Genomic DNA, 19,045 nt, shown 5'->3' with positions numbered 1-19,045 from the left:
CAACCGTTCTCCTTAGCGCGCAACGTCTGGATTCGTTCGTTGTTCCTCTAGGTAAAGGCCGTGCAACCCTAAGCTGCAAGTTACGATACAGTAACAAACCCACGTGGGTTTCTCCGAAACCGATGGCGACGTGTGTGTGCGCAAACAGATACGGCGCAGTGAATGCATTTTCGGTCGACCGAATGGCTCCTGTAGGCCCAAGGTCCAACTATCGCTGGATCAGATTCCGATAAAAAATATCCGGGTAGCGATCGAACCTGCGAGTGAACAATTCCCGTTTTCAATCGGGTCCGCGCACCAGAGACCTTCGGGGCCTTCGAGATTAGAGTCGCATCAAATATCCGAGACGATCTACCAGCCCATAATCCAGACTTTCTTGAATGACCCCAGGCGGTCTCAACATGAGGAGAAAACGATGGATACCAAAGGTGATATTCAAAAGAGCAACGCCGCCGGACAGAGCAATGAAGACAGCCAGGATCTCGCCTTGAGCCGCAGAAGCCTCCTGCTCGGAGGCACAGCACTCGCCGGAGCGGCATTGCTGGAGTCTGTCGCCACCAGGGAGGCCGTTGCGCAGACTCAAGCGCAACCTGCCGCATCAGGTCGGCCCCCCAACATACTCGTCATCTGGGGCGATGATATCGGCACCTGGAATATCAGTCACAACAGCCGCGGCATGATGGGATACATGACGCCCAACATCGACCGCATCGCTCAGGAAGGCGTGTCGTTCACCGACTATTACGGCCAGCAAAGCTGTACAGCAGGGCGCGCTGCATTCATCGGAGGCATTGTACCGGTGCGCGCCGGCATGACCAAGGTAGGCCTTCCGGGCGCAAAGGAAGGTTGGCAGAAGAGCGACCCAACAATCGCGGCCCTGTTGAAGGACAAGAATTACGCGACCGGTCAGTTTGGCAAGAACCACTTCGGTGACCGCGACGAACACCTGCCGACGATGCACGGTTTCGACGAGTACTTCGGCAGCCTCTATCACCTGAACGCTTCCGAAGAGCCGGAAAATCTCGACTATCCGAAGGATCCGGAGTTTCTGAAGAAGTTCGGCCCCCGCGGTGTCTTGCGCACGAAGGCGGATGGCAAAGGCGGCCAGACGATCGAAGACACAGGTCCGCTGACCAAGAAGCGAATGGAAACCATCGACGAGGAAACACTGGCTGCCGCGAAGGATTTCATTACGCGACAAAAGAATGCGGACAAGCCGTTCTTTTGCTGGTGGAATGCGACGCGCATGCATTTTCGTACTCACGTCAAGGCGGAACATCGCGGCATCTCCGGTCAGGACGAGTATTCCGATGGCATGGTCGAACACGACACCATGGTTGGTGACATGCTCAAACTGATCGACGATCTCGGCATCGCCGATGACACGATCGTCATGTACTCGACAGACAATGGCCCGCACTACAACGCCTGGCCGGACGCGGGCACCACGCCATTCCGAAGCGAAAAGAATTCCAACTGGGAAGGTGCTTATCGTGTTCCGGCATTCGTTCGCTGGCCGGGCCATTTCAAGGCCGGATCAACGCTCACCGGTCTTGTCGCACATGAGGACTGGATGGTCACGTTCCTGACCGCAGCCGGCATGCCGGATGTCAAGGAACGCCTGATGAAGGGCGATACATTCGCCGGGCGCCAATACCGCGCACATCCGGACGGCTACAACATGCTTGACTACTTGAGTGGAGACGCGAAGGAGTCGCCGCGCAATGAGTTCTGGTATGTCAGCGATGATGGTCAGGTCGTGGCTGCGAGGTGGCAGGACTGGAAGGTCGTCTTCCTGGAGAACCGCGGGGAAGCTTTCGGCGTGTGGCGGGAGCCATATGTCGAGTTGCGTGTTCCGCTGCTGTTCAACCTGCGTCGCGATCCTTTCGAGAAAGCACAGCACAACTCCAACACCTATAATGACTGGTTCCTCGACCGAGCATTCGTCCTCGTTCCGATACAAGGTCTTGCCGCGAAGTTCCTTTTAACGATGAAGGACTATCCGCCCAGCCAGACACCCGGTTCGTTCAATCTCAGTAAGATTGAGGAACAACTCAGAGGCGGCGGCGGCGATTAATCGCGTATTGCCAATAAAGTGGAGGGCCGGGTAACTGGCCCTTCTTTGCGCGCCACAACCGATCGGCATATCGCCTTGGATCGGTTCACATCAGGAGAGAACAGATGGGCGGGATATCAAGACGCTTTCTTTTGCAGACGACGCTCTTGGCTTCCACTTTAGCAATGCCTGTCACCGCTCTTGCACAGGGGGCAAAGGCGCCGCTTTCCTCCTGGTCCGACGGTGATGCCAAGGCAAGGATCATCGATTTCGTGAAGGCCGTTACCACCGAAGGGAATGCCGACTTCGTCGACCTCGACAACCGAATTGCCGTCTTTGACAATGACGGCACGCTCTGGGGCGAGCAGCCGATGTATGTCCAGCTCGCATTTGTCCTCGACCGCGTGAAAGCCCTCGCGCCCGAGCATCCGGAATGGCAGACCACCGAACCGTTCAAATCTGTCCTTTCAGGAGATTTGAACGGTGTCGCGGCGTCGGGCGAGCGCGGACTTGTCGAACTTGTGGCGGCAACCCACGCCGGCATGACGAGTGAGGAGTTCAGCAAGATTGTTGCTGACTGGATCGCGAAGGCACGTCATCCCAAACTCGACAAACCGTACACGTCGCTCATCTTCCAGCCTATGCTAGAGGTCATCGACTATCTCAAACAGAACGGCTTCAAGGTGTTCATCGTATCCGGTGGTGGCATTGAATTCATGCGTCCATGGACTGACAAAGTCTATGGGATACCAGCCGAGAATGTCATAGGATCGAGTATCAAGACCAAGTACGAAGTTCGTGACGGGAAGCCTGTAATCATTCGCCTGCCGGAGATCGATTTCATCGACGATAAGGCCGGCAAGCCGGTTGGCATCAACAGATTCATCGGGCGGCAGCCGATTGCAGCTTTCGGCAATTCCGACGGTGACTTCGAAATGCTGGAATGGACGACATCCGGTTCCGGCCGGCGACTGGGCCTTCTTGTTCACCACGATGACGGAGAGCGAGAATACGCCTATGATCGCAAGTCACACTTTGGCCGCCTCGACCGTGGTCTGGACGAGGGTCCAAAGCGGGGATGGACCATCGTCAGCATGAAGACCGATTGGAAAAGCATCTATCCCGAATAGGTTGGACTTGTGCCGATCAGGCCAACCAGAATGTGAGGAGAACCATGATGCCATTTCACAGGAATGCGATTGCTCTTATCGCAACGGCGGCCTTGATGCTGTCGGCGGCACCATGGTGCAGCGCCTTGGCTCAAACCCAACCTCCACCGGCAACGGCGACCGCCGCGATTGAAGAGCCATCCTTGCTGACGGAGGACGAACTGGAAACGCTTGTTGCGCGCATCGCCCTTTATCCCGATGATCTTGTCGCGCTGGTGCTCTCCGCAACAGTCAATCCATTGCAGATTGTGCAAGCCGCGCGATTCATGGACCAGGTCAAAAGCAAGCCCGAGCTCAAGCCCGATTCCAGTTGGGATGGCAGTATCGTTTCCCTGCTCAATTATCCGACCGTTCTGACCATGATGAACGACGATCTCGCGTGGACCGAGCAGCTTGGCGAAGCCGTCGCCAACCAGCAGAAGGATGTTCTCGTCGCAATCCAGCAGTTGCGTGACAAGGCGGTGGCCGACGGCACGATCAAATCGGACAGCAAGGTGATCGTCGAAACCAAGAATGACAATGTCATCATCCGGCCGGCGCAAAAGGAAGTAACCTACGTTCCGACCTACGATCCGATCATTTTGACCAACCCGACCTATGTCGCGACCGCGCCGATCGTCTACGGCGACCCGTATCCTTCCTATTATTATCCTTACGCTCCCTATTGGAGCGGCTTTGTCACCGGTGCGGTCTTTGGCGCAGCGGTGGACTGGGACAACTGGCATTCCTGGGGCGGCGATGACATCGATATCGACATCGACAACATCAACCGCAACGACTTCAACTTCGACAGGAACAACATCAACAACCTCAACTTCGACAGGAACAAGTTCAATTTCGATCGTGATTCCGTCGCCAATAACATTCGCGAGAACCGGGGCAACCGCCTCGATGTGAAGAACAATCTGCAGAACCGCGAACGGACGGGTAACCTGGCCGGTGCGAAATCCAAGATCCAGGCCAGCGATATCCGGCGCGATGTGCAACAAGGCCTTAAGCAGAAAGGCGGCGGCAACATCGCCAACAAGGTTCAGGGGCAGGTTGCAAACCGCGATATCGGGCAAAGAGCAGGAGCCAATCGCCCAAACAAGGGTCAGGTCGCCAATCGGGACCGACCCGGCAATGCGGGACAGCTCAAGAACGCCAACCGTCCGACCAACAGGGCGGCCGGGCGCATTGACAACCGTCCGAGGCAGCCAAGCGCGCTGGGCAACTACGGTGCCGGCCGCGACACCCGTATTGCGTCGCAGCGTGGCAATGTCAGCCGCAATGTCGGCGGCGGAGCGAGGGTCGGGCACGGTGGTGGTGGACCGCGCATTTCCCATGGTGGTGGAGGCCGACGGCAGGGCGGCGGCGGCCGAGGTGGCGGAGGTCGAGGCGGCGGGCGCCGTTAGCTCGAACGCTGCCAACCGAGTTTCGTTTTGAAGGGATTTCAAAATGTATCGCACAACTTTGAAGATGTTCGTCCTCGCCGCAGTGCTTGCAGCGCTGCCCGTGACCACGTCGTCCGCGGCAGAGCAGTCGCTCCAGCGCTTTGTCGGCCCGGAGGCTGAAACATTCAACGATCCGGGCGAGGCGCTCGATGCGCTGAAGAAGGGGCTGGAAGCCAAGGACGTTGATGCGCTGGCGAAGTTGCTCGGACTGAATGCCGAGCAGGCCAGGAAATCGGAAGATTTGGGCGATCGGCTCGCGGAACTGCAGCAGGCATCGAAAGAACGCACGGAGCTGAAAGATCGCGATGACGGCGCCAAGGAAGTTATTCTGGGCAGCCGTGTCTGGCCGTTTCCGTTTCCACTGGTCAAGCACGATGCGGGATGGCAGTTCGACACTGTTGCAGGTCTTGAGGAAATCCTCTCACGCCGGATAGGCGAGAACGAGTTGCAGGCGATCCAGACCGCTCGCGATGAAGTTCGCGCCCAGGATACCTACGCCGAGGAAGATCATGATGGGGACGGCGTTCTTGAATTTGCGCAAAAACTCATCAGCGAGCCCGGAAAACAGGACGGCCTCTATTGGAAATCTGATGGCGGCGAAGAAAGTCCGGCCGGCAGCTTTGCCGATCCGGCCAAGGTCGAGGGTGCAGCCGCATCGGACCATGGCTATTTCGGCTATCGCTATCGCATCCTTAAGTCCCAAGGCAGCAATATTGCCGGTGGCAAATACGATTTCGTCATCAACGGCAACATGATTGCCGGACATGCCTTGATCGCCTGGCCGGCAATCTATGGCGAGACCGGCGTGATGACCTTTGTCGTCAGTCATCACGGGACGGTCTATGAAAAGGACCTTGGGCCGCAAACCGCCAAGCTGGTCAAGCAAATCAACGTCTTCAATCCCGACAAGTCGTGGGAGGAAGTCGAAGAATGAGTGAAACCAGGGCGCGCATCGGCAAACAGGTTGCTCGCAGCGATCTCTTGCACGCTCAACCAAGCGCTGCCGCGGAACGGAACGACGCCATAAGCCGGGCAGGCATGGTTCGCATCGACGCAAAGACATTCCTGATGGGATCCAACGACCATTATCCGGAAGAGGCGCCAGCGCATCCCGTATACGTTGACGGATTCTGGATCGATATCATGCCGGTGACGAACAGGCAGTTCCTGGAGTTCGTCAACGCTACCGGGCATGTAACTGTCGCGGAGAAAAAACCGGTTGCTGCGGACTATCCCGGTGCGGCGCAGAAAAACCTCCGGGCGGGTTCCATGGTCTTCATCGCGCCGTCGCACATCGTCAGCAAGCCTGATATCTATCAATGGTGGAACTATCTGCTTGGCGCAAGCTGGCGCCATCCCTATGGCCGCAAAACCAGCATCGCTACCATCCTTGACCATCCCGTCGTCCACGTCGCCTATGATGATGCCAAAGCCTACGCGGCCTGGGCAGGCAAGGAACTTCCGACCGAAGCCGAATGGGAACTTGCCGCGCGGGGTGGACTGGAGGCTGCGGAGTATGCCTGGGGAAGCGAATTTATCCCCAATGGCCAACACATGGCGAACACGTGGCAGGGCCGTTTTCCCAACGAGAACCTCGAAGAGGACGGATTCTACCGAACCTCGCCGGTGGGGCATTTCCCGGCCAACTGCTATGGCATTCATGACATGATCGGGAATGTCTGGGAGTGGACAGTAGACTATTGGTCGGATGCCCATCCCGAGCCGGCCGCGAAGGCCTGTTGCATTCCGGAAAATCCACGGCGTGCCGAAGCGCAGGCGAGCTTTGATCCCAGTCAACCTGAAGTCAAGATTGCCCGCCGCGTTGTAAAAGGCGGTTCGCACCTTTGCGCGCCAAACTACTGCCGCCGCTATCGGCCGGCCGCGCGCCACGCGCAGCAGGAGGAATCGGCGACATCACATATCGGTTTCCGCTGCATCGTGAGGCAATAGCAATGGCGTACGCGACCTTGCGGCCGGCGCCTTACTATGCGGTTTAATCGATCATCAGTTTTTAATTAACGTTGGCGATCGTCGGCGGTCAGATTAGCGATAAGCCTTCAAGGGGCGGCCACCGATTCTTAATGGTCTTGATGACAGCACGGTTCAATTAGACCAAATCCAATATGTCGGGCGTAAGGTAACGCTCGAATTGCCAAGACCCGTACGAGTGGACGGTCGTCACTATGGGCGTGTCCGAATCGAGCAGGGGTTGGATTGCAGAGAATTCTAGAAAACACTCTGGGCGATATCGTGCTGACTGATACAGCGCCATGGCTAAGGGAGTCTGTTGATAGGACCCTGCTTACCGGCGACGGGACCGTGGCGAATCTTCGAATGGGCGAATTGTTCCGTGGTAGACTCACAGCGTCTTGTCAGTTGCGAAAGTTGTCCGGCAGTCGGGACTTGGGACAAGCTTTTTGTTCCTGGGTACCGCGCTTGCCTAGCATTCGCATCGCCTACGGCCATGGATTGTTGACTTTTTTGCTTGTAGCCAAGGTCTGAGTCGTTCAGTAAAGCAAAAAATTCGATACAAACATCATGTTTAGCAGTGTTTGGAGCGTGTCTTTACATTTAGCGTTCCACACAACCGTTCTGAGGAACACATCGGTCCGCAGCGGGGGAACACAGTTCAGAATGAAGTCTTAGGTCCTAAACGACAGTGCAGACTGCAATCGACTGAGCTTTTTCACTATCTTTGGCGCTTTGGCTTGTTCCCTTTGGCCCCGAAAGTGACATTCGCTCCTTCGTAGCCCGTTGCGCATAAAAAAAGAGGCTCGGTATTGATCCGAGCCTCGTGCCATTACGGGGAAATGTGCACGGGCAAATTCTGCAATGATTTCCGAAAGATAGAAATAGATCGAGCGCTCGGTAAATCGAACTACGACCAAGGGCCCGGGAGTGACCGACCTTAGTCCCAACCGATGCCGCCGGCCGTCGGCCCGTCGTATCCTGACAAGTTGCAATGCCTAGGTTGCCTGGAGCCTCCTGGAAAGCCCTGAGGTGTGGCGGCATGGCGACAGTATTGGCTTTCCATGCGTGGTATAGATTGTTCGATGTAGTTGGGATTAGCGCAACATTCGGGGGCGTCGCAGTTTTCCCGATTTTCGTTTGAATGTTGCCGGTACACCCTGGGGGACCTCATGGCTGTTCGAACGCTTCTTTTCTCTTCAGTCGCAGCGATTATAACGACATCGGCGGCATATGCAGCCGATGCGGTGGTCGTCGCTGAGCCTGAACCCGTCGAATATGTCCGCGTTTGCGATGCCTACGGCAAGGGTTTCTTCTATCTTCCAGGCACGGAGACCTGCCTGAAGGTGAACGGCTATCTGCGCGTTGATGTCGCCGGCGGCGATGATCCCTATACCGGCGGCCACATCGGGGGCGACGACGACACCTGGTATGCGCGCACGCGCGCCGAAATTCGCTTCGACGCCCGTTCCGAAACCGAGCTTGGCACCCTGCGTTCCTTTGCCGATACCCGCTTCCAATTTACCAACGGCAGTGACGGCGGCGCCTCGCTGCACCAGGGCTATATCGAGCTGGGCGGCTTCCAGATCGGCGTGAATGACGTCCTTTTCGGCTCCTGGCTGGGCTATGCGGGCGAGGCGATCATTCAGGATGACGTGATCCAATATGGCTCCGATAGCCTTTCCAGCAATCAGGTCAGCTATACGTTCAAGGGAGGCAATGGTTTCTCCGCGATTGTCGCCGCCGAGCAGGGCGAGGAGTTCAACGGCTACGATTACGTTATCGACGATTACATGCCGCATGTGCTCGCCGGCGTGAAGCTCCAGCAGGGCTGGGGCCAGATCGGCGCCGTCGTCGGCTATGATTCCGTGCAGGACGATGTCGGCGTAAAGGCTCGCCTCGACGTCAGTCTTACCGACTCCATATCGGCGTGGATTATGGCGGGATATCAATCCGACTACGATTCGGATTCCTTCAACACGAACCAGAACCGCAATTGGTACGGTCTGTGGGAGGGTAATTGGGCCGGGTGGGGCGGGTTCGCTGTAAAAGTTACCGAGAAGGCGACCATCAACGGCCAGGCGGCCTATGAAGAGCAGGGCACCTGGGCTCTTGCCCTCAACGTCAACTACGAACTTGTGCCCGGCTTTATCATCAGGCCTGAGATCGACTACACCAAGTTTGGCGGGGCCCGCAAGGAACAGGCGGAGAGCGAGTTCGGCGACGATGACGCGATCGGCGGTATTGTCCGCTTCCAGCGTAACTTCTAGATCCGCCTACGGAAAGTTACCGTAACGTACTTTTTTTAGCCGATCCAACGTGTAGGTTGTAGCTTGCGTGCGTGTGCTTGCACGCTTGGGGCCCGAACTTTCTGCATGTGGGAGGAGGCCGTCATGGCCGAAAAGATGAACCCCGCGGTGGTTGACCATCTGCCGTCGTTTATTCCTGTGCCTGGACACAGCGACTGGCTCTTCAACGCCGTCGTTGTCTTTCTGCTCATCGTGGTGCTGGTCGTCGGCAACCTTTATTTTCAGCTTCACGCAGTGCCGGAGCGCATGGCGCACCGCACGAGCAAGGTACAGATCGAGATTGTCGCGGTACTGGCGTTGATTTCGCTCTTTACCCACAATCACATCTACTGGATCATTGGCCTGCTGCTCGCGATGATCGAGTTTCCCGACTTTTCGACGCCGATAAGTTCAATCGCCCAATCGCTCGAGCGCATCTCGGGCCGTGAGAGTTCGGCGCTTACCGACGAAGATGCTGCTGCTACCGACGCCGAGAAAATCGCCGGCAAAGGCGAGGGGATCTGAGCCATGTTCGAGTTGCTGCTCTGCTCGATGCTCACTGTGTTTCCCGACTACCTTTTTCGCCGCTATGTCCAGGGCAAGCGCATCGGCCGCGAGATTACGCTCTACACGATGTGGTATGAACTGCGCTGGGGCATAACCGCCTGCCTGCTGCTGACGGTCCTCCTGATTACAACGATTTTCTACTTTCATCCGACAACGAACAACGTCACCGCCATTTTCCGCACCGTCACGATCCTGCCCGAGACCAGTGGGCGCGTCGCCGAAGTCTATGTGACCAACAATGAGACGGTCGCGGCCGGTGCGCCGCTGTTCAGGCTCGACAGCTCGGAGCAGGAAGCCGCCAAGGAAACAGCCCAACGAGGCATTGCCGAGGTTGACGCGGCCTCTGCGGTGGCCAAAACCGAACTTGCGGGCGCGGACGGTATGATCCAGCAAGCGCAAGGCGCGCTCCAGCAGGCCATTGATGAACTCAATACGAAGCAGGAGATCATGCGGCGCAACGCCAATGTGGTCGCCCCGCGAGAGATCGAGCGTCTGCAGGTCGTCGTGGATGGCCGCAAGGGCGCCGTCGATGCCGCTGTCGCCAACAAGGAGACGCTGCAGGCCCGCATCGCCGCGCTGCTGCCCGCGCAGAGATCGAGTGCCGAGGCTGCGTTGGCGCAGGCGCAGGTCGAGCTCGACAAGATGATCGTGCGCGCCGGCGTCGCGGGGACCGTCCACCAGTTCACGCTGCGGCCCGGAGATTTCGTCAATTCGCTCCTGCGTCCGGCCGGGATCCTCGTGCCAACCGAGGCCGGCCGCGTTGCTCTTATTGCCGGCTTCAACCAGATTGAAGCGCAGGTCATGAAGCCCGGGATGATCGCCGAGGCGACCTGTATCGGCAAGCCCTTCACCATCATTCCCATGGTGGTCACCCAGGTGCAGGACGTGATTGCCGCCGGCCAGTTGCGTCCGACCGATCAACTGATCGACGTTCAGCAGATCGCCCAGCCAGGAACTTTGACCGTCTTTCTCGAACCGATATTTGCGGGTGCCCTGGAAGGCATTCCTCCCGGAAGCAGTTGCATCGCCAATGCCTACACCAGCAATCACGCAGCTCTCGAATCAAAGGATCTCGGCACGCTGCATCGTTTTTTCCTGCATGGCGTCGATGCTGTCGGGCTTGTCCACGCAGCGATCCTGCGGATTCAGGCCATATTGCTGCCGGTTCAGGTATTGGTGTTCTCGGGACATTGACGCGGCCCATGACGTATGGAACGAGGTGCCACGCTTCTCGTGAAAACGGTCCCGATGTTTCGCATGCCTGAACAAAATACCCGGCTGTGGCTGGTCGAGCCGCGCGCATAGCGATGCCAGCAGATTTCGCGGTCTATGCCGGACTGTTCGCCATCGCCTTTGCGGCCGCAACAATCCTGCCAATGCAGTCGGAGGCGGCACTGGCCGGACTCCTGCTCAGCAATGCCTTTCCGTCCGCCGTTCTGATTGCGGTGGCGAGTGCCGGAAATATTTTGGGCTCGGTCGTCAACTGGGGTCTTGGACGCGGTATCGATCGCTTTCGCGACCGCAAGTGGTTTCCGGCGAACAGCGCGCAGCTCGACCGCGCCGCATCATGGTATCGACGCTTTGGGCGCTGGACGCTGCTTTTGAGCTGGATGCCGATCGTCGGCGACCCGCTGACGGTGGTTGCCGGTGTTCTGCGCGAACCCCTTGCCAGTTTCGTCATCCTGGTGGCGATTGCAAAGATCGGCCGCTACCTCGCCGTCCTTGGCCTGACGACCGGATTGTCATAGGCCGGCATTTGCCTTGCGGATCACGGGTGCATGCGCGCGCCCTTGGTGACCTTGTCGACCAGCTTCTTGTCGGCGCGCATGGCAATTCCCACGACCTTTGCGTCCGAAGGCGCGAATTTCGCAAAGATGGCGCGATTTGCTGCGTCATGACCGGTCGAGAACATTTCCTCGACATAGAGGCAGGTGCGGACATCGCGTTCGAGCGAGCGACGATGGATCGTGGAGATCGTTGCCTGGTCGGCCGCAAGGACGATGACGGGCTGAATGGATAAGGGACTGTAGATATTGCCGTCGCGGTCGCGATAGGGCTCGCCGATCACGTTTGGCGTCTCTGCAACGATGCCGCTCATCAGGAAAGCCGTGACATTCAGCGTCTGCCAAGGGGCAAGGTCATCGCGCAGAACAATTGCAATTTTCGTGTCGAACATAAATATACTAGCCTTTGCAGGTTCGGGTTGAGCGGATGAACAATGTTCTAGGGGAAGAGGCCGCAGAGCGTCTTGGACGTTTGTGCGGACCATCGCTGAAGGACGCGATCGTTGCGGCGCCTTCCAATCCGGGGCTCGAAAGGATCGAAGCGCGCTTTGCCGCCAATGCCTATGAACTGCATCGGCATGATACCTATGCGATCGGCCTGACGCTGCACGGCGTGCAATCCTTCTGGTATCGCGGTGAGCGCCGACGCAGCCTTCCCGGCAACGTCATCGTCCTGCATCCGGATGAGATGCATGATGGCGGGGCGGGCACCGAGGTCGGCCTGCGGTATCGTATGCTCTATCTGGAACCCTCATTGGCACTGGATTCGCTTGGTCCTGCCGGTTCGCTGCCATTCGTGCGCGATCCGGTGCTTAGCGATCCGATGATCGCGGCGGCTCTTTCGGCAGCGCTGGACAATCTCGATGAGGAATTGGACGAGCTTCTTGTCGATGATGTCATCTCGCGGTTGGCGCAGGGACTGTCGCGGGTCGCCCGCCAATCGCCCAAGCCGACCGACAAGCCCGCGCTAAGGCAGGTGGCACGCGTTCGCGATTATCTCGAGGCGCATGCCCTGCGTCTTGTGAAATCGGATGAACTGGAGGCAGTAAGTGGCCTTGATCGCTATGCTTTATCGAGGCAATTCAGGGCGGTGTACGCGACCAGCCCGCATCGGTTCCTGCTCATGCGTCGTCTGCAACGTGCCCGCGACATGATCCGGATGCGCGAGCCTCTTGCGGAGATCGCCGCCGATACTGGCTTCAGCGACCAGAGCCACTTCAACCGGCAGTTCAAGAAGGCGTTCGGAGTAACACCCGGCCGCTGGGCGGCGCTGGTTGGTTCGAACGCATAATTGTAGTTCGCCGGGCCCTCTGCTAGACAGGCATGCGGTTTGTCCAGCGGAGCCAACGATGACGGAAGTTCAGACTCCAGTGCAGCACCGTATCGTCGTTGTCGGCGGTGGTTTTGGCGGGCTCGAGACAGTCTACAATCTTCGCGGTGTCGATGTCGCGATCACTGTCGTAGATCAGCGCAACCACCATCTTTTCCAGCCCTTGCTCTATCAGGTGGCAACGTCGACTCTCGCAACATCCGAGATCGCCTGGCCGATCCGGCATCTGTTGCGGCGCTACAAGAATGTCTTGACGCTGCTTGGCACCGTGGAAGCCGTGGATACGGCCGCCAAGACGGTGATTACGGCGGACGGCGACGTTATTCCCTATGACACGCTCGTGCTCGCTACCGGTGCCCGCCATGCCTATTTCGGCCATGACGACTGGGAGCCATTCGCGCCCGGCCTGAAGACGCTGGAGGACGCCACCACGATCCGGCGGCGCATTCTTACGGCTTTCGAGATGGCCGAGCGCGAGCCTGATCCGCAAAAACGGGCACAATATCTGACGTTCGTCATCATCGGCGGCGGGCCGACCGGCGTCGAAATTGCTGGAACAATTGCTGACCTTGCCCGCGACACGCTGAAGGGCGATTTCAGGGAGATCGACCCAGCCAGCGCGCGAGTCGTGCTGATTGAAGGCGGGAGCCGCGTGCTTGGCGCCTTCAAGGAAGACATGTCCGCCTATGCCAAGATGGCGCTGGAAAAGCTCGGCGTGACCGTCCATCTCGGCAATCCGGTTACCGCGTGCCATGCAGACGGGGTCGAATTCGCCGGCCAGACGCTGCGTGCCCGCACGATTATCTGGGCGGCGGGCGTGCAGGCATCGCCCGCTGCCAAATGGCTGGGCGTTCCGGCCGATCGCGCCGGGCGGGTCGTCGTCAATCCAGATCTAACCGTGCCGGGCCACCCTGAGATTTTCGTGATCGGCGATACCGCAACGGTGGCGAATGGCGACAAGGGCACGGTGCCGGGCATCGCACCTGCCGCCAAGCAACAGGGCAAGCACATAGCAAAGACAATCAAGGCGAGGCTTGCGGGCGACAATGCGCCGAAGCCCTTCGTCTACCATCACGCCGGCGATCTCGCGACCATCGGCAAGCGCGCCGCGGTGACCGATTTCGGCTGGTTCAAGCTCAAGGGCTATCTCGCCTGGTGGCTATGGGGCCTCGCCCACATCTACTACCTGATCGGTGTGCGCAATCGCCTCGCCGTGGCGCTGAGCTGGCTGTGGATATCGGTGAGCGGCGTGCGCAGCGCCAGGCTGATCACGCAGCGCGACGCCGCGGAGGAAGACAAGTCAGCGTAGCTTGAGCCAAGGTCAGCCCTGGACGAGCGTCCGTATCCCATCGGCCACGAACTGGACCGCGAGGGCGGCCAGGATGACGCCGAGCAGGCGGGTCAGGATCGAGCGGCCGGTTTCTCCAAGGAAGCGGTCGACCCGCTCGGCGAGCAGAAAGACTACATAACAGGCGGCAATACAGACCAGAATAATGCCGATGAGGGCAACGCGCGACGTTGGTTCGGAAAGCGTGCCGGCAAGCAGGATGGTCGCCGAGATGGCGCCGGGACCGGCAATGAGCGGGATCGCCAGCGGGAAGGCGGCAACATTGCGGATGTGATCCTTGGTGATGGCAACCTCGGCGCTCTTTTCCTTGCGCTCGGTGCGCCGCTCGAAGATCATTTCGAAGGCGATCCAGAACAGCAGCAGACCACCGGCCACACGGAAGGCGCCAAGCGTGATGCCGAACAGCGCGAGTATCTGCGCGCCGGCGACGGCGAATATGGTGAGGATACCGAAGGCAATGATGCTTGCTCTTAATCCGACCTGGCTGCGCTCACTGCGGTTCATGCCGCGCGTCAGCGCCAGAAACAGCGGCGCCAGCCCCGGAGGATCGATGGTCACCATCAGGGTGACGAGGGCATTGAGAATGGTGTCGTAGAACGCCACGATTTTGCTTTTCTTCTCGGTTAAGAGCCCAGCCAACCTACCGGATTCGATATCCAACGTCGAGAAACATGCAATTTCACGCCCAACAATTTCACCGCATGAGAAAATCTCTTCTATCCATTTGATATCAAATGGTTTTCTGCTGTGAATTCTGACCCCGTTTGTTGGCTTTTCGCAATGAAAGCCGCTATAAGATCAAAGATTGATTCCATACGAAAGATGAGTGCCTCGTGTCTGACCTAACTCCACCATCCGGACCTGAAGACGATAAATCCGGGCCCAGTTCCGGTATCGAGCCGATTTCCATCATCGAGGAAATGCAGCGTTCCTATCTCGATTACGCCATGAGCGTGATCGTCAGCCGCGCCTTGCCCGATGTTCGCGATGGTCTGAAGCCGGTGCACAGGCGTATCCTCCACGCGATGAACGAGATGGGTCTGTCCTGGAACAGGTCGTACCGCAAGTCGGCCGGTGTCGTCGGTGAGGTGATGGGTAAGTTCCATCCGCACGGTGACGCCTCGATCTATGACGCGCTCGTCCGCATGGCGCAGGATTGGTCGCTGCGCGACCCGCTCGTCGATGGCCAGGGCAATTTTGGCTCGATCGACGGCGATTCACCGGCGGCGATGCGATACACCGAATGCCGCCTCGAAAAGGTCACGGAATCGCTACTCGAGGATATCGACAAGGAGACGGTCGATTTCCAGGACAATTATGACGGCCGCGAGCAGGAGCCGACGGTACTGCCGGCGCGCTTCCCCAATCTTCTGGTCAATGGTTCCGGCGGTATCGCCGTCGGCATGGCAACGAACGTGCCGCCGCACAACCTTTCCGAGGTAATCAACGGCTGTATCGCGCTTATCGACAATCCGGCGATCGAATTGCCGGAACTGATGGAAATCATTCCGGGTCCGGATTTCCCGACCGGCGGCCTTGTCCTTGGCCGTTCCGGCATCTATTCGGCTTACAGCACAGGCCGCGGCTCGATCCTGATGCGCGGCAGGGTTGCCATCGAAAGCATGCGCGGGGACCGGGAGGCGATCATCATCACCGAGGTTCCCTATCAGGTGAACAAGGCGGCGATGATCGAGAAAATGGCCGATCTGGTGCGCGAAAAGCGCATCGAGGGCATTTCAGACATTCGCGACGAATCCGACCGCGACGGCTACCGTGTCGTTGTTGAATTGAAGCGCGATGCGGTGGCGGATGTCATCCTAAACCAGCTTTATCGCTTCACGCCGCTGCAGACCTCGTTTGGCGCCAATATGGTGGCGCTCAATGGCGGCAAGCCCGGCCTGCTTAACCTGCTCGATATTCTGCGTGCGTTCGTCAGCTTCCGTGAGGAAGTCGTCAGCCGCCGTACCAAGTATCTGCTGCGCAAGGCGCGGGACCGGGCGCATGTTTTGGTGGGTCTTGCGATTGCCGTCGCGAATATAGACGAGATCATAGCGCTGATCCGCCGCGCTCCGGACCCGGCCACGGCCCGGGACCAGTTGATGGAGCGCCGCTGGCCTGCAAGCGAGGTCGCGCCGCTGATCCTGCTCATTGCCGATCCGCGCCACAAGCTTAATGACGACAACACCTACAACCTCTCTGAAGAGCAGGCGCGCGCCATTCTCGATCTGCGCCTGCAGCGCCTGACGGCGCTCGGCCGTGACGAAATCGCTGACGAACTCAACAAGATCGGCGTCGAAATCAAGGATTATCTGGAGATCCTCGCCTCGCGTCTGCGGATCATGAGCATTGTCAAGGACGAGCTCGCCGCGATCCGCGATGAATTCGGCACCCCCCGCCGCACCGAACTTACCGAAGGCGGCGCCGACATGGACGATGAGGATCTCATCGCCCGTGAAGACATGGTCGTCACCGTCAGCCATGCCGGCTATATCAAGCGTGTGCCGCTTGCGACCTATCGCGCGCAGCGCCGCGGCGGCAAGGGGCGCTCGGGCGTCACGATGAAGGATGAGGATTCGGTTACGCGCCTGTTCGTGGCCAACACGCATACGCCGGTCCTGTTCTTCTCGTCGCGCGGCATCGTCTACAAGGAAAAGGTCTGGCGCTTGCCGATCGGCACGCCGCAATCGCGCGGCAAGGCCCTGATCAACATGCTGCCGCTCGAACAGGGTGAGCGCATAACGACGATCATGCCGCTGCCGGAAGACGAATCGAGCTGGGCCAACCTCGATGTGATGTTCGCAACCACACGCGGCACGGTTCGCCGCAACAAGCTGTCGGATTTCATCCAGGTCAACCGCAACGGCAAGATCGCAATGAAGCTCGACGAAGAGGGTGATGAAATCCTCAGCGTCGATACATGCGACGAGTTCGACGACGTGCTGCTCACTGCCGCCGGCGGTCAGTGCATTCGCTTCCCGGTTACGGACGTGCGGGTTTTCGCCGGCCGCAACTCCATCGGCGTGCGCGGCATGAATCTGGCCAATGGCGACAAGATCATCTCGATGTCGATCCTCGGCCATGTCGATGCGAGCCCGGCAGAACGCTCGGCCTATCTCAAGCAAGCAGCGGCGGAACGCCGTGCGCAGGGCGCCGATGATGTCGAGGAGATCAATCTCGTCGGCGAAGAGGCGACAGACATTGCCGACCTCGCGCCCGAGCGCTACGCCGAACTGCGCGAACGCGAGCAAACCGTTCTCACCGTGAGTGAATTTGGCTACGGCAAACGATCGTCGTCCTATGAATTCCGTGTTTCGGGTCGCGGCGGCAAGGGCATCCGCGCCACCGACACGTCCAAGACTGACGAAATCGGCAAGCTGGTCTCGTTGTTCCCGGTGGAGTCTTCGGATCAGATCTTGCTCGTTTCCGATGGCGGCCAGCTCATCCGCGTACCTGTCAACGGTATTCGCATTGCCGGACGCTCGACAAAGGGCGTCACGATCTTCAATACGGCGGATGGTGAGAAGGTGGTGTCGGTCGAGCGGATTTCCGAGACGGAGACCGACGAAGTCGAGACTGAAGCGGCTGCGGAAGGCGATGTCTCAATACCGGAGGCCCCGGACGGCGCCGAGCCTAACTAAGGCTCAGGCAGGTCGAAACTTAAATGTCGCGGCGATGATGATAAACACCAAAGCGGGTGGTTCTGACAGGAGCTTCCCGCTTTTTGCTTTCTTCCACGATCATGACAATCGCCGAAACGACCATTGCAACCATCATGGCAATGCTGAGAAGAATAAACATCAATCTGTCCCTTTGCTCCTGGCCAACTTATGGATAGTAACGTGCTGACTTCGAAATGGTTTCATGCGAGCGTCTCACGCATAGTTGAACGCGGATGAATGCTTGCTGATTTATGTGTTCATCTATCGTTCATCTGGGTCGTGCGAGCCATTGAAAGCTCCAAGCAAAACCGATAGGAACCGGTCATGACAATCGCGATCTACGCCGGATCCTTCGATCCGATCACCAATGGCCACATGGATGTCCTGCAGGGCTCGCTGCGGCTTGCGGACAAGGTCTATGTCGCGATCGGTGTTCACCCGGGGAAGGCGCCTCTGTTTTCGTTCGACGAGCGGATGGACCTCGTCAAAAGTGTCTCGGCCGAGGTGTTCGGCAAGGACGGCGAGCGGATCGAAGTCATTTCGTTTGACGGTCTGGTGATCGACGCGGCACGCAAATTCGGCGCATCGCTGCTCGTTCGCGGATTGCGCGATGGCACCGACCTCGATTACGAAATGCAGATGGCGGGCATGAACGGCAAGATGGCGCCGGAATTGCAGACCGTGTTTCTTCCGGCGGACCCGGCGGTGCGCACCATTACCGCCACATTGGTTCGCCAGATTGCAGCCATGGGCGGCGACGTCCGGCACTTCGTTCCCGCGTTGGTCGCTGATGCGCTTGCGACCAAATTCAAACCCTGACCAAGTCACTGATCCCGGAGAGATTTTTCATGACCTTTACTCGTAGAGCCCTCATTGCGGCTGCAGTTTCATCGCTTATCTTTGCGACGCTGAACCCCGGCTTTGCCGATGACGCCAATACGATGACGATCAAGCTCAAGGATGGCGACGTCAAGGTCGAGCTATTGCCCAAGCTCGCACCGAAGCATGTCGAGCAGATCAAGGCGCTCGCCAAGGAAGGCGCCTATGACAATGTCGTATTCCACCGCGTCATTCCAGGATTCATGGCCCAGACCGGCGACGTTCAGTATGGCAATGCCGAAAAAGGCTTCAATGCGCAGGCCGCCGGCACCGGTGGCTCGACGCGGCCCGACCTTCCTGCAGAGTTCTCCAAGGAACCTTTCGTACGCGGCGTGGTCGGTATGGCGCGGTCGCAAAACCCCAACTCTGCAAATTCGCAGTTCTTCATCATGTTCACCGAATACCCATCGCTGAACGGGCAGTATACAGTCGTCGGCAAGGTCACGAGCGGCATGGAATATGTCGACAAGATCAAGAAGGGTTCGGAAGCAAACAATGGCGCCGTAGAGAATCCCGACAGGATGATCAAAGTTACCGTCGGCGCCGGCAAATAATTCATATCAC

At 58.4% G+C, this 19,045-nt stretch carries 17 protein-coding genes; 14 read left to right on the top strand and 3 right to left on the bottom strand.

Features of this window, described 5'->3' with window-relative positions; genetic code table 11:
• The first annotated feature begins 415 nt into the window (after window positions 1-415).
• From BM074_RS14710 to BM074_RS14670, 9 genes are all read left to right on the top strand, one after another.
• The gene (locus BM074_RS14710; RefSeq protein ID WP_027233213.1) at window positions 416-2,077 is read left to right on the top strand and encodes an arylsulfatase; all 1,662 of its coding nucleotides are present in this window, start codon (window positions 416-418) and stop codon (window positions 2,075-2,077) included.
• A 104-nt stretch (window positions 2,078-2,181) separates the two neighbouring features.
• On the top strand, window positions 2,182-3,186 hold the full coding sequence (locus BM074_RS14705) for an HAD family hydrolase (RefSeq protein ID WP_091922937.1): 1,005 nt from the start codon (window positions 2,182-2,184) through the stop codon (window positions 3,184-3,186).
• Window positions 3,187-3,233: 47 nt separating this feature from the next.
• Window positions 3,234-4,619, top strand: coding sequence for a DUF3300 domain-containing protein (locus BM074_RS14700; protein WP_244532865.1), 1,386 nt, complete (start codon window positions 3,234-3,236; stop codon window positions 4,617-4,619).
• Window positions 4,620-4,662: 43 nt separating this feature from the next.
• Window positions 4,663-5,592: a DUF2950 domain-containing protein gene (locus BM074_RS14695; protein ID WP_091922933.1), complete on the top strand. Its 930-nt coding sequence runs from the start codon at window positions 4,663-4,665 to the stop codon at window positions 5,590-5,592.
• A 104-nt stretch (window positions 5,593-5,696) separates the two neighbouring features.
• A complete protein-coding gene (locus BM074_RS14690; RefSeq protein WP_091923039.1) occupies window positions 5,697-6,608 on the top strand; it encodes a formylglycine-generating enzyme family protein in 912 nt (303 codons plus the stop codon).
• Window positions 6,609-7,798: 1,190 nt separating this feature from the next.
• A complete protein-coding gene (locus tag BM074_RS14685; protein ID WP_091922931.1) occupies window positions 7,799-8,896 on the top strand; it encodes a porin in 1,098 nt (365 codons plus the stop codon).
• A gap of 123 nt (window positions 8,897-9,019) precedes the next feature.
• Window positions 9,020-9,439, top strand: a complete 420-nt coding sequence (locus BM074_RS14680) for a hypothetical protein (RefSeq protein ID WP_091922929.1) — start codon at window positions 9,020-9,022, stop codon at window positions 9,437-9,439.
• 3 nt (window positions 9,440-9,442) lie between these two features.
• Window positions 9,443-10,675, top strand: a complete 1,233-nt coding sequence (locus tag BM074_RS14675) for an HlyD family secretion protein (RefSeq protein ID WP_091922927.1) — start codon at window positions 9,443-9,445, stop codon at window positions 10,673-10,675.
• Window positions 10,676-10,788: 113 nt separating this feature from the next.
• Complete coding sequence (locus BM074_RS14670) at window positions 10,789-11,229, top strand: YqaA family protein (RefSeq protein WP_091922925.1); 441 nt, start codon at window positions 10,789-10,791, stop codon at window positions 11,227-11,229.
• Window positions 11,230-11,249: 20 nt separating this feature from the next.
• Here BM074_RS14670 and BM074_RS14665 read toward each other — a convergent pair whose 3' ends face one another.
• On the bottom strand, window positions 11,250-11,657 hold the full coding sequence (locus BM074_RS14665) for a DUF2000 family protein (protein ID WP_091922923.1): 408 nt from the start codon (window positions 11,655-11,657) through the stop codon (window positions 11,250-11,252).
• Between the two features lie 35 nt (window positions 11,658-11,692).
• On the opposite strand from BM074_RS14665, the gene BM074_RS14660 reads away from it, so the two are divergent.
• The gene (locus BM074_RS14660) at window positions 11,693-12,556 is read left to right on the top strand and encodes an AraC family transcriptional regulator (protein ID WP_091922921.1); all 864 of its coding nucleotides are present in this window, start codon (window positions 11,693-11,695) and stop codon (window positions 12,554-12,556) included.
• Between the two features lie 58 nt (window positions 12,557-12,614).
• Window positions 12,615-13,904 (top strand): NAD(P)/FAD-dependent oxidoreductase, encoded by a 1,290-nt coding sequence (locus BM074_RS14655; protein ID WP_091922919.1) that lies wholly within the window; start codon window positions 12,615-12,617, stop codon window positions 13,902-13,904.
• Between the two features lie 12 nt (window positions 13,905-13,916).
• Here the strand turns inward: BM074_RS14655 and BM074_RS14650 are convergent, their stop codons facing one another.
• On the bottom strand, window positions 13,917-14,546 hold the full coding sequence (locus BM074_RS14650; protein ID WP_027233224.1) for a MarC family protein: 630 nt from the start codon (window positions 14,544-14,546) through the stop codon (window positions 13,917-13,919).
• Between the two features lie 230 nt (window positions 14,547-14,776).
• Between BM074_RS14650 and gyrA the strand changes: the two genes are divergently transcribed.
• The gene (gene gyrA, locus BM074_RS14645) at window positions 14,777-17,581 is read left to right on the top strand and encodes a DNA gyrase subunit A (RefSeq protein ID WP_091922917.1); all 2,805 of its coding nucleotides are present in this window, start codon (window positions 14,777-14,779) and stop codon (window positions 17,579-17,581) included.
• A gap of 19 nt (window positions 17,582-17,600) precedes the next feature.
• Here gyrA and BM074_RS23055 read toward each other — a convergent pair whose 3' ends face one another.
• Window positions 17,601-17,741, bottom strand: a complete 141-nt coding sequence (locus tag BM074_RS23055) for a hypothetical protein (protein ID WP_153667373.1) — start codon at window positions 17,739-17,741, stop codon at window positions 17,601-17,603.
• Between the two features lie 185 nt (window positions 17,742-17,926).
• On the opposite strand from BM074_RS23055, the gene coaD reads away from it, so the two are divergent.
• Complete coding sequence (coaD, locus tag BM074_RS14640) at window positions 17,927-18,421, top strand: pantetheine-phosphate adenylyltransferase (protein WP_091922915.1); 495 nt, start codon at window positions 17,927-17,929, stop codon at window positions 18,419-18,421.
• 29 nt (window positions 18,422-18,450) lie between these two features.
• Window positions 18,451-19,035, top strand: coding sequence for a peptidylprolyl isomerase (locus BM074_RS14635; RefSeq protein WP_091922913.1), 585 nt, complete (start codon window positions 18,451-18,453; stop codon window positions 19,033-19,035).
• Window positions 19,036-19,045: the final 10 nt, after the last annotated feature.

Source organism: Phyllobacterium sp. CL33Tsu, assembly GCF_900113985.1.
Lineage (GTDB): Bacteria > Pseudomonadota > Alphaproteobacteria > Rhizobiales > Rhizobiaceae > Phyllobacterium > Phyllobacterium pellucidum.
This window is presented reverse-complemented; position numbering and strand designations above follow the sequence as displayed.